Origin of the sequence: Arthrobacter phoenicis (assembly GCF_047238215.1) — a bacterium.
Taxonomy (GTDB): domain Bacteria; phylum Actinomycetota; class Actinomycetes; order Actinomycetales; family Micrococcaceae; genus Arthrobacter.
This window is the reverse complement of record NZ_JBDFMK010000001.1, coordinates 67718-79650: the sequence shown is the minus strand read 5'-3', so window position 1 is coordinate 79650 and position 11933 is coordinate 67718. Positions and strand designations below refer to the sequence as shown.

The 11933-nt window shown below is 71.6% G+C and carries 8 protein-coding genes and 1 tRNA gene; 8 read left to right on the top strand and 1 reads right to left on the bottom strand.

Annotated elements, in window-relative coordinates:
- The first annotated feature begins 33 nt into the window (after positions 1-33).
- From ABC337_RS00360 to selB, 3 genes are all read left to right on the top strand, one after another.
- A tRNA-Sec gene (locus tag ABC337_RS00360) sits at positions 34-128 on the top strand.
- A gap of 36 nt (positions 129-164) precedes the next feature.
- On the top strand, positions 165-1496 hold the full coding sequence (selA, locus tag ABC337_RS00355) for an L-seryl-tRNA(Sec) selenium transferase (protein ID WP_412882812.1): 1332 nt from the start codon (positions 165-167) through the stop codon (positions 1494-1496).
- Positions 1497-1499: 3 nt separating this feature from the next.
- On the top strand, positions 1500-3296 hold the full coding sequence (gene selB / locus ABC337_RS00350; protein WP_412882813.1) for a selenocysteine-specific translation elongation factor: 1797 nt from the start codon (positions 1500-1502) through the stop codon (positions 3294-3296).
- A 15-nt stretch (positions 3297-3311) separates the two neighbouring features.
- Here selB and ABC337_RS00345 read toward each other — a convergent pair whose 3' ends face one another.
- A complete protein-coding gene (locus ABC337_RS00345) occupies positions 3312-3869 on the bottom strand; it encodes a hypothetical protein (RefSeq protein ID WP_412882814.1) in 558 nt (185 codons plus the stop codon).
- Between the two features lie 248 nt (positions 3870-4117).
- On the opposite strand from ABC337_RS00345, the gene ABC337_RS00340 reads away from it, so the two are divergent.
- The 5 genes from ABC337_RS00340 (at position 4118) to ABC337_RS00320 (ending at position 11933) form a co-directional block, all read left to right on the top strand.
- Positions 4118-5308, top strand: a complete 1191-nt coding sequence (locus ABC337_RS00340; protein ID WP_412882815.1) for an acyl-CoA dehydrogenase family protein — start codon at positions 4118-4120, stop codon at positions 5306-5308.
- 50 nt (positions 5309-5358) lie between these two features.
- The gene (locus tag ABC337_RS00335; protein WP_412882816.1) at positions 5359-7473 is read left to right on the top strand and encodes a 3-hydroxyacyl-CoA dehydrogenase NAD-binding domain-containing protein; all 2115 of its coding nucleotides are present in this window, start codon (positions 5359-5361) and stop codon (positions 7471-7473) included.
- The gene (locus ABC337_RS00330; protein WP_412882817.1) at positions 7470-8093 is read left to right on the top strand and encodes a TetR/AcrR family transcriptional regulator; all 624 of its coding nucleotides are present in this window, start codon (positions 7470-7472) and stop codon (positions 8091-8093) included. The genes ABC337_RS00335 and ABC337_RS00330 overlap by 4 nt, the downstream gene beginning before the upstream one ends.
- On the top strand, positions 8090-9673 hold the full coding sequence (locus ABC337_RS00325; RefSeq protein ID WP_412882818.1) for a long-chain-fatty-acid--CoA ligase: 1584 nt from the start codon (positions 8090-8092) through the stop codon (positions 9671-9673). Before ABC337_RS00330 ends, ABC337_RS00325 begins: the two co-directional genes overlap by 4 nt.
- 169 nt (positions 9674-9842) lie before the next feature.
- Positions 9843-11933 carry a phosphocholine-specific phospholipase C gene (locus ABC337_RS00320; RefSeq protein ID WP_412893197.1) on the top strand — a complete coding sequence of 697 codons (2091 nt, stop codon included), beginning with the start codon at positions 9843-9845 and terminating at the stop codon, positions 11931-11933.

Genomic DNA, 11933 nt, shown 5'->3' with positions numbered 1-11933 from the left:
TACCCCCAAGGCAACCCTGCTATATTGATGCGCGGTGGCGTCCGGGTCCTGGTGGGCCCCCCGGTCTTCAAAACCGGTGCGGCCGAGCATCTCGGCCTGGCGGGTTCGATTCCCGTCCGCCACCGCCAACTTTCAGGCGTAACTGCCGCCGGCCGAGGAGGACCGTGGACCAGATCGACCCCCGGCGATTCATTCCGCGGACGAACGACCTGCTTGCCCTGCCCGCCGTCCGGGAAGCCGCCGGGCGGCTCGGCGGCCACGTCATCCGCGAGCTGGTCCGGGACGTCCAGGACCGGGCCCGGCGCGGCGAACTGGTCCCCGACCGGGTGGAACCGACACTGACCGCGGCGGTCAACGCCCGCCGGGCCACCACCCTGCGGCCGGTACTCAATGCCACCGGCGTCATCGTCCATACCAACCTCGGGCGCGCCCCGCTCTCGGACGCCGCGAAGGAAGCTCTGCTGGCCGCCAGCGGCTACGTCGACGTCGAACTCGACCTCCGGGAGGGCAGCCGTTCCAGCAGGGGAGCCGGCGCCCGCGCGGCCCTGCTCGCCGCCTGCCCCGCCGCGGAGGCCGCGCTGGTGGTCAACAACGGAGCGGCAGCCCTCGTCCTGGCCACCACTGCCCTGGCGGCCGGCAAGGAAGTGGTCCTGAGCCGCGGCGAACTGGTCGAAATCGGCGCCGGCTTCCGGCTGACGGACCTGATGGAATCCACCGGCGCCGTGCTGCGTGAGGTCGGCACCACCAACCGGACACATCTGGCCGACTACGAGAACGCCATGGGAGCGCAGACGGGATGCGTGCTCAAGGTCCACCCCAGCAACTTCCGGGTCGACGGGTTCACCTCGGCCGTCCCGGTCCGGGAACTGAGCCGGCTGACCCGTTCCAGCGGCGTGCCCCTGGTGGCCGACCTCGGCAGCGGACTAATGGAGCCCGACCCGCTGCTGCCGGATGAGCCCGACGTGACCTCGGCACTCCTGGAAGGCGCCGACGTCGTGATCGCCAGCGGCGACAAGCTGCTCGGCGGCCCCCAGGCCGGGCTGCTGCTGGGCCGCAAGGACATCATCGACAAACTGGCCCGGCACCCGCTCGCCCGCGCGGTCCGCGCCGACAAACTCGCCCTCGCCGCCCTCGAAGCCACCGTCACCGCCGGCGCCACGCCTGTGTCCGAGGCCCTGCACGCCGACGCCGACGAGCTTCGACGGCGTACCGACAGGCTCGCCGCCGCCCTCGACGTGCCGGTCGTGGCCCACGACGGCAGGGTCGGCGGCGGCGGAGCCCCCGGCGTGCCGCTGCCGGGCTGGGCGCTGCAGCTGCCGGAGCGGCTCGCCAAGCCGCTGCGTACCGGCACACCCGCCGTGCTGCCGCGGGTTCACGACGGCGCCTGCCTGATCGACCTCCGCTGCGTGCCTGCCGCCGACGACGACCGGATCCTCGACGCAGTCCGCCAGGCCCGGGCAGGCCTCGCCGCCGCCGACGCCGGGGGCGCGGCCTGACGCATGCACGTCATCGCCACGGCCGGACACGTTGATTCCGGCAAGAGCACCCTGGTCCGCGCCCTCACGGGGATGGAACCGGATCGGTGGGAAGAGGAACGCCGCCGCGGGCTGACCATCGACCTGGGCTATGCGTGGACCGCGCTGCCCTCCGGCCGGGACGTGGCCTTCGTCGACGTTCCGGGACACGAGCGGTTCCTTGGGAACATGCTTGCCGGCATCGGCCCCGCGCCCGTGGTCTGCTTTGTGGTGGCCGCCGACGAGGGGTGGCAGGCGCAGTCCGGCGACCACCGGGACGCCGTCGTTGCCCTCGGCATCGAGCACGGCGTGATCGTCCTGAGCCGGTCCGACCGTGCCACGGAGCAGCGCCGCGCCGAGGTCCTGGCCAGGACCCGAGCGGAACTCGCCGGAACCGGCCTGCGCGACGCGCCCGCCGTCGCCGTCTCCGCCATCGACGGCACCGGACTGGACGAGCTGCGGGCCGCGCTCGACGACGTCCTCGCCCTGGTGCCGCCGCCCACCATGACCGGACGGGTGCGGCTCTGGGTGGACCGGTCCTTCACCATCACCGGCTCCGGGACCGTGGTGACAGGGACTCTCGCCGCCGGAACCCTTGCCCGCGGCGACCGGCTGATGCTGCTGGGCGACGCCACCGCACGGCCGGTGGCCATCCGCGGGCTGCAAAGCTGCGATACCGCACGGGCTTCCGTGGAACCGGTCAGCCGGGTGGCCCTGAACCTCCGCGACGTCGGCCCCGCCGAGATCCACCGGGGCGATGTCCTGGTCACGCCGGACGCGTGGCCCACCACCGCCGTCGTCGGCATCCAGCGCGCCTCGGGCCTCGAGTACACGGAGGTGCCGGAGAACATCATGGTGCACGTGGGAACCGCCGCGGTCCCGGCCCGGTTGCGTCCCTTCGGCGCCGACCTTGCCCGTCTGGTCCTCGACCGGGCCCTGCCGCTGGTGCTGGGGGACCGGCTGGTGCTGCGGGACCCCGGCCGGCACTCCGTCCTGGGCGGCGCCCGCATCCTCGACGCCGACCCGCCCGCACTGGAGCGCCGCGGCGACGGGGCGAAATGGGCGAGGCGGCTGGCCGCGATGGACCCGGCCGGCGACGTCCCCGGCGCGGTCGCGGCCCGCGGGGCGGTCCGGGAGGACCACTTGCGGCGGCTGGGGCTGCTGACCAGCCAGGACCCCGCAGCGTTCGACGACATCCGGGTCGTGGGGGACTGGTGGGTGCACGCTCCCGTCCTGGAGGCATGGCAGCAGCGGCTGCGCGCGGCCGTCGAGGAGCTGCGGCAACGGGACCCGCTGGCCCCCGGGCTCTCCATGGGGGCCGCGGCCGGGCTGCTCAACCTGCCGGACGAACGGCTGCTGCCTCACGTGATCGAGGGTGCCGCGCTGGAGGCTGACGCCGGCCACATCAGGGTGCCCGGCAGCCGCGACGACCTCGGCGCCGCAGAGCCCGCAGTCGCCGAGATCGAACGCCGCCTCGCCGCGGACCCGTTCCACGCGCCGGAGGCAGAGGACCTCGCCAGGCTGCGCCTGGGCAGCCGCGAACTGGCCGCCGCCGAGCGCGCCGGGCGGCTGCTGCGGCTGAGGGACGGGGTGGTGCTGCTTCCCGCAGCGCCGGCTCTTGCCATGCGCGCGCTGGCCCGCCTGGACCAGCCGTTCACCACCAGCCAGGCCCGGAAGGCGCTCGACACGACCCGCCGGGTGGCGATTCCGCTGCTGGAACACCTTGATTCCCGGGGCTGGACCCGGCGCCTGGACGCGGGTCACCGCACCGTGGTGCGCTGACCCGCTCCGGCAGGGCTACGGGTTGGTGCCGCCGCTCGGGGTACCGCCACCCTGGGCGCCGTCCTGGGAGCCGCTTTGTGAGCCCGGTCCCGTCGGCTGGCCCTGCCCGCCGCCGCGGCGGCCCTGGCCGTTGAAGCCGCCCTGGCGGCCGTTCTGGAACCGCTGCGCGGCCTGGTGCGCCGCGTCCGACTTACCCAGGGAGTACCCGATCGCGGCACCGCCGCCACCGGCGAGCAACACGGCGATTCCGGCGGCCACCAGGACCTTCGGCAGGCTCCACCAGGACCTCTTCGCGGGCCGTCCCGGCCCGGGGGAGCCGGGGCCAGGGGCTCCGGGACCGGGGGTTCCGGGACCTGCGGACCCGTTGCCCGGGTAAGCCGGGCCAGGGGTTCCCCACACCGGGGCCGCCGGGGCCGACGACACCGGCTGCGGTCCGGCGTTCGATGCAGCCGGCCCGACGTTCGGTGCAGCCTGCCCGGTGTGCGGCACCGGCATTGTGGGCGGCGTGGTGGGGCCATAGTGCGGGGTGCCGGGGGCCTGGCCGGCTCCCTCCGGGTAGCTCTGTTCGTCCACGGTATTTCTCCTCAAAACGTGAAGTTTCCGCCCCAAGTTAAGGGCAGAAGACTGGGCGGATGCTGTGATCCGGCAGGGGATCCGCCGCGCACCGGCGGGACGCGGCGCACGACGGCGAAAGCGGTCCGTCATCCGGAACGCCGCGGCCAAACCCTTGGGCTGCCAACAATTTGCAGTTACGATGCAAATTGTTGTCCCGATGTGACCTGGATCGCATGGGCCGCAACCCCTAGGCAAAGGAGCCCGCAGTGTCCGGACCGGAAATCACCAGTGATTACTTCCTGCTCGATGACGAGCTCTCCGCGGAGGAACGCGCCCTGCGGGACCGGGTCCGCGCCTTCGTCGAGGCGGACATCCTTCCCGTCATCAACGACCACTGGGAGCGGGCAGAGTTCCCCTCCGGTCTGATCCCCGGCCTCGCGGGGCTGGGGATCATCGGCAGCACCATCCGGGGCTACGGCTGCCCGGGACTGAGCCGCCGCGCCGCCGGCATCGTGGCCCGCGAGATCGCCCGCGGCGACGGCTCCATCAACACCTTCGTCGGGGTCCATTCCAGCCTGGCCATGGGCAGCATCAACATGCTCGGCTCCGAGGACCAACGCCGCCGCTGGCTCCCGGCCATGGCGGCCATGGAGAAGATCGGCGCCTTCGCCCTCACCGAACCGCTGCACGGCTCCGACTCCGTCGCCCTGGCAACCTCCGCCCGCCGGGACGGGGACAGCTACATCCTCAACGGCCACAAGCGGTGGATCGGCAACGGCCACATGGCCGACGTCGTCGTCATCTTCGCCCGCGACGACGCCGACGGCCGCGTGAAGGCGTTCGTCCTGGAAAGGGACGACGACGGCAACCACCCGGCCGGCTACCAACCCACCGTCATCACCGGCAAGATCGGCAAGCGGGCCATCCAGCAGGCCGACATCGTCATCGACAACCTCCGCATCCCGGCCGGGAACCGGCTGGAGAACTGCACCTCCTTCAAGGACGTCACCACCGTCCTGTCCGCCACCCGGGGCGGTGCCGCCTGGGAGGCCATGGGCCACGGCATGGCCGCCTACGAGATCGCCGCCCGCTACGCGCTGGACCGGGAGCAGTTCGGCCGGCCGATCGGCTCCTTCCAGCTGGTGCAGAACAAGCTCGCCAACATGCTCAGCGAACTGACCGCCATGCAGCTGATGTGCCACCGCATGGCCGAACTGGCCGAGTCCGGGCGGCTGACCGGGCCAATGGCGTCCATGGTCAAAATGGCCACCGCACAGAAGGCCAAATGGATCTGCGCCGAGGCCCGGGACATGCTGGCCGGCAACGGCATCCTGCTGGAGCGGCACGTCGCCCGCCACATGACCGACATGGACGTGGTCAGCACCTACGAGGGCACCGACTCCATCCAGTCCCTCCTGGTGGGCCGGGACATCACCGGCATCTCCGCCTTCAGCTGACCCCTCCACGCCGGAACGGCCTCGGCCGCCGGCAGAAAGGCAGGCACCCCGTGGGCGAACCTGCAGATCGAAGTGTCGACGTCTCAGTAGCGGACGGCGTCGCCCGCCTCACCATGCGCAGCGGCAGCGTCAACGCCCTGGGGCGGGACCTGCGCCGTGCACTGGCTGCAGCGCTGGACCGCGCCGCCGCCGACCCGGACGTCACCGCCGTCCTGCTGCTCGGCCAGCCACGGGCGTTCTCCGCCGGCGCGGACATCACCGAGTTCAACAGAGCCGAATCACACAGAGCCGAATCACACGGTGCCGATGTCGAAAGTGCCGGCGCCGGGCAGGCCGGCCACGCGGACGGCCCGGACCTGCGCGCGCTGGTGGCGCAGGTCGAAGACTTCCCGAAACCCGTCATCGCCGGGATCACCGGCGTGGCCCTGGGCGGGGGGCTGGAACTCGCGATGGCCGCGCACGCCCGGATCGCCGCCCCTGAGGCCCGGCTCGGACTGCCGGAAATCACGCTGGGCCTGATCCCCGGAGCCGGCGGCACCGTCAGGCTGCCACGCCTGGTGGGCCCCGGCCGCGCCCTCGCCATGATTCTCACGGGCAAGGACGTCACCGCGGCCGATGCGCTCCGCGACGGGCTGATCGACGCGGTGGCGGAAGACCCCGGCGCACCCGGTGCCGTCACGGAAGCCATCGCGCGCGTCAATGCCCTGACAGCGCGGCGCACCCGGGACCGTGGGGACAGGATCGCGGAGGCGGCTGCCGCCCCCGGCACGGTGGAACGGCTCGCCGGGGCAGCGCTCAGCAAGGCCAAGGACCCGTTCGCCGCCCGTGCCGCGGTAGACGCCGTCGCGGCCGGCATCGAGCAGTCCTTCGACCGCGGCCTGGAGGTGGAGCGGGAGAAGTTCCAGGAACGGCTCGCCAGCGCAGAATCGGCGGCCCAGCGGCACCTCTTCGCCGCCGAACGTGCGGCCCGCCGCCCGGCCGGCCTGGACCCGGAGGCGGCCCGGCCCGTCCGCCGGGCCGGGGTGGTAGGCGCGGGAACCATGGGCGGAGGCATCGCCATGGCACTGGCCTCCGCCGGCATCCCCGTCACGGTGGTCGAAGCCGAACGCTCAGCCCTGGACCGCGGCCTCGCCCAGGTGGACAAAAACCTTGCCGTGTCCGTCTCCCGCGGCAGCCGGAGCGAGGAGGACGCCGCGGCACTGCGGTCCCTGATCACCGGAAGCCTCGACTACGCGGACTTCGCCGACGCCGACCTGGTCATCGAGGCCGCCTACGAGGACCTGGGCGTCAAACGGGGGATCTTCGCCACCCTGGACGCAGTTGCCCGTCCCGAGTGCACCCTCGCTTCCAACACGTCGTACCTGAGCATCGACGTCATCGCGGCTGGCACCCGCCTGCCGTCCCGGGTGCTAGGCCTGCACTTCTTCAGCCCGGCCAACGTCATGCCCTTGGTGGAGGTGGTGCGCGGGGCCGCCACCGACGCCGCGGCGTTGGCCACCGGGGTCGCCACGGCGCGCCGGATCGGCAAGACGCCCGTCGTCGTCGGGGTCTGCTACGGCTTTGTCGGCAACCGGATGCTGGAGGTCCGTTCCGCCCAGGCCGAGCAGCTGCTGCTGGAGGGGGCGCTGCCGGGCCAGGTGGACCGGGTCCTCAAGGACTTCGGATTCCGGATGGGCCCCTTCGAGATGGGGGACATGGCCGGCCTGGACATCGGGTGGCGCAACCGCAAGGCCGAGGGCACCACCGCCCCGGTGTCCGACGCGCTCTGCGAGGCGGGGCGGTTCGGCCAAAAGACCGGCGCCGGCTACTACGCCTACGACGGGCGGGAAGGCCGCGAGGACCCTGAGGTGGAGCGCCTGATCGTCGAGGTCTCCCGCACCCAGGGGGTCACCCGGCGGGACCTCTCCGACGCCGAGATCCTTGAGCGGCTGCTGTTCCCGATGATCAACGAGGGCGCCCGGATCCTGACCGAGGGCATCGCCGAGCGCGCCGGGGACATCGACGTTATCTGGGTCAAGGGCTACAACTGGCCCGCCTACCGCGGCGGACCCCTCTGGTATGCCGGCCACGTGGGCCACGGGTACGTCGCCGAACGACTGCGGCACTACGCCGAGCAGACCGGTGACGCCACGCTGCTCCCGGCCGGGTTCCTCGCCGGCGCATGACCGCCACCGACGGGCGCAACGCACGGACCCTGCGGACCCGGCAGGTCATCCGCGACGCCCACATGGCCCTCCTGAGGGACGGTGAACTCAAACCCTCGGCCCGGCAGATCGCGGCGCGGGCCGGGGTCTCGGTCCGTGCCCTCTGGGACCACTTCAAGGACCTGGAAAGCCTCATGGCCGCGACGGCGGCCAGGCAACTGGACGACCAGGACGCCGGCGTCGAACCCGTCCCGGCGGCGCTCCCGCTGGCGGAGCGGATAGAGGCCTACTGCGCCCAGCGCGCCGCCGTGCTGGAAGCCCTGGCGCCGCTGGCGCGGGCGGCGGACGTGCAGCGGCCCTTCTCCGCGGCGCTGCAGGAGAACCTGCGCGGGAACCTGGAGCGGATCAGGGCCGACGTCGAACGGCTGTTCGGCGCGGAACTGGCCGCCCTGGAGCCGGAACACCGCGACCGCACGGTCCTCTCCGTCTGCGCCGCGGCGGACTGGGCCACCTGGAAACTGCTGCGGGACCAGCTGGGGCAGTCCCCGGAGCACGCCCGCGCGGTCCTGGAGAACACCCTGACGGCCGTCCTGGCCGGACCCCTCACCGGACGTGAACACGAGAGAAAGCAGAACCCATGACAGCGTTGTCGCTCGCTTCGATCCTGGCCGAATCCGCCCGCAAGTACCCGGACAAGACCGCCGTGATCAGCGGTGGCCGGTCCTATTCGTACGGCACCCTGTGGCGGCAGGCCCTCAGCTACGCCGGCCAGCTGGAGGACGCCGGGGTCCGCCCCGGGGACGTGGTGGGACTGATGGCACCCAACGTCGTCGAATTCCCGGCCGCCTATTACGCCATCCAGGCAACCGGCGGGGTGGTGGTGCCCGTGCACCTGCTGCTGACCGTCCGGGAAGTCATCCACGTGCTCCGCGACAGCGGCGCCACGGCGCTCGTCTGCCACCCGGCGTTCCTCGAGGTGGGACGGCAGGCGGCGGGGGAGGCGGGGATTCCCCTCCTGCTGGTCGGCCCCGCTGCGGCCGACGGCGGACCGGGCTCAGGCGCCACGGGCGGGAACGGCGACGGCGGCATCCGGCACCTCGACCCCGAGGCCCCCGGGGGACGCGAGACCTACGTGAGCCGTGAGGCGGAGGACCCCGCGGTCATCTTCTACACCTCCGGCACCACCGGCCGCCCGAAGGGTGCCATCCTGACGCACCTGAACATGGTCATGAACGCCACCGTCTCCGCCGTCGACGCCAACGACGTCCGCTCCAGCGACGTCGCCCTCGGCTGCCTGCCCCTGTTCCATGTCTTCGGGCAGACGGCCAGCATGAACGCCCTGTTCCGGTTGGGCGGCACCCTGGTGCTGCTGCCCAAATTCACCGGCGAGGCGGCGCTGGAGCTCATCACCACGCATCAGGTGGACATCTTCCACGGCGTCCCGACGATGTACATGCAGCTGCTCGCCGCCGCCGAGGGTCGGGCGGGCCTGCCGGCGCTGCGGCTCTGCGTCTCCGGCGGCGCGCCGATGCCGCTGGCCGTGATGGAGAAATTCAACGCCGCCTTCGACGTCACCATCTACGAGGGGTACGGCCTCTCCGAGACCTCCCCGGTGGTCTCCACCAACACGCCCCACGCCGGTGCGCGGCCCGGAAGCGTGGGCCAGGCGGTCTGGGGCGTGGAAGTCACCATTGCCGACCACCGCGAGCCCGAGCGCGTGGTCCCCATGCCCACCGGCGAACTGGGGGAGATCCTGGTCCGCGGCCACAACGTCTTCGCCGGCTACCTCAACAACCCGGAGGCGACGCGCGAGGCCATGGTGGACGGCTGGTTCCGCACCGGCGACCTCGGCACCATGGACGAGGACGGCTTCATCTACGTGGTGGACCGGACCAAGGACGTCATCATCCGCTCCGGCTACAACGTCTACCCGCGCGAGGTGGAGGAGGTGCTCTCCCGGCACCCCGCCATCGCCCAGGTAGCCGTCGTCGGACTGCCCGACGAACTCCGCGGCGAGGAGGTCTGCGCCGTCGTGGTCCTGGACCCCGCGCACACCGACAACCCGCCCACCGAGCAGGACATCATCGACTGGAGCCAGCAGCACCTGGCCAAGCACAAGTATCCCCGGCACGTCCGGTTCACCGGCGAATTCCCGCTGGGCCCAAGCCACAAGGTGCTCAAGCGGGAACTGCGCCGCACGCTGGCGGACGGCAAGGGATAAGGAGACGACGCGTTGTAGGGAGACAACGCAGAAGGCGACGACGGCGGCGGGGCCGGGTGAGGGGGCGATGCGAGACGGCCACCGCCGCGCAGTGTGATGTTCGCCGGCAGTAGGCCCGGCCGTTACTTGCACTGGAACAGTGCGGCGGGGATCAACTGTAGAACAATGCATGAGGAGCAACTCAGTGCCAGCCGTGAACCGCCGTCGTTTCCTTCAACTCTCCGCCGCCGCCGGTGCGGCCACCGCGATCTCGCAGATGATGGGGCAGAGCATCGCCCGCGCCGCCGGGATCCCTGCGAACCGGGCGACCGGGTCCATCAAAGACGTCGAACACGTCGTGATCTTTATGCAGGAGAACCGCGCCTTCGACCACTACTTCGGCACGCTCAAGGGCGTGCGGGGCTTCTCGGACCCGCACCCGGCCCTGCTGCCCTCCGGCAAGGATGCCTTCCACCAGGCCAACGCCACCCGCGAAGTCACGCCCTTCCACCCGCCGGCACCCGACCTCGGCATGCAGTTCATGGAGGACCTCGACCACTCGTGGCAGCTCACCCATGAAGCCTTCAACAACGGCCGGTACGACAAGTGGCTGCCGGAGAAGACCGATGCGACCATGGCGTTCTACGGGCGCAAGGACATCCCGTTCCACTTCGCCCTGGCCGACGCGTTCACCGTCTGCGACCAGTACCACTGCTCGGTGCTCGGCCCCACGGACCCCAACCGATACTTCATGTTCACCGGCGGCGACGACCCGGGCCGGAAGGGCGGCGGCCCCGACCTGTGGAACGGGGAAAAGGGCTACTGGTGGAGCACCTACCCCGAAGAGCTCGAGAAGGCCGGGGTGAGCTGGAAGGTCTACCAGGACATCGGACAGGGCCTCGACCCGGCGCACTACGAGGGCTGGACCGATGACGCGTTCATCGGCAACTATGGCGACAACTCGCTCCTGTACTTCAAGCAGTACCAGGACGCGAAGCCCGGTTCTCCGCTGTACGACAGGGCCCGGACCGGGACCAACGCCAAGGCCGGCGATGACCTGTTCGGGATCCTCCGGGAGGACGTCAAGACCGGAAAGCTCCCGCAGGTGTCCTACATTGTGGCCCCCGAAGCCTACTCGGAGCACTCCAACTGGCCGCCCAACTTCGGCGCCTGGTACGCCGCCAACGTCATGGACATCCTGACCTCCAGCCCGGAGGTATGGAGCAAGACCGCGGTGTTCTTCATGTACGACGAGAACGACGGCTTCTTCGACCACATCGTCCCGCCGCACCCGAACACCCCGCAGATCCCGGGCGCCTCCACCGTCCCGACCGACGGCGAGTGGTACGACGGTACCCCCACCTTCTACGGGAGCAAGGACGTGCCGGGCCACTTCGGCCTGGGCGTCCGCGTGCCGATGATCGTGGCGTCACCGTGGAGCATGGGCGGATTCGTCTGCTCCGAGACCTTCGACCACACGTCCATCATCCGGTTCCTGGAGACCCGCTTCGGCGTCGCGTCGCCCAACATCACGCCGTGGCGCCGGGCGGTCAGCGGCGACCTGACAAGCGCCTTCGATTTCTCGGCCGCGGGTGGGGCCGCGCCGGCCCTCCCGGACACCTCCGGGTACAAGCCTGCCGACCACGCCCGCCACCCGAGCTACGTACCGAAACCCCCGGCGACGAACACGGTGCCGACGCAGGAGAGCGGAACGCGCCCGTCCCGCCGCCTCGGTTACGCGCTCGACGTCGAGACCACCCTCGACGGCGGGAAGCTCGCCGCCCGCTGGACGAACCGGGGCACGCTCGGGGCGCAGGTGCAGGTCCGCTCGAACCTGCTGCCGGCCGCGCCGTACTCGTACACCATCGGTGCCGGCGCAGCCCTCGACGCGTCGTGGGCCCTCGGTCCCTCCTACGACGTGCAGCTGCATGGCCCGGCGGGCTGGTTCCGGCGCCTCGCGGGAACGACGGCGTCCCCGGACCTCCGCGTCAGCGTGGCCTCCGACGGCAAGTCCCCGCACGCCCAGTTCCGGATCGAAAACAAGGGCCGCTCCGCCGCGCCGCTGACCCTCAAGGACGCCTATGGCGCCGGCAACCAGTCCCTCACGCTCAACCCGGGCCAGGCGAAAACGGTCACCATCCCCACCCAGGGCGGCTGGTACGACCTCACCATCACCTCGGCCGCGGACCCCACGCTGGTCCGGGTCCTCGCCGGCCGGTTCGAAAACGGCGCCGGGCTCACCAGCGACCCGCAACTCGGCACCGCCTCCACCGGCCGCTAA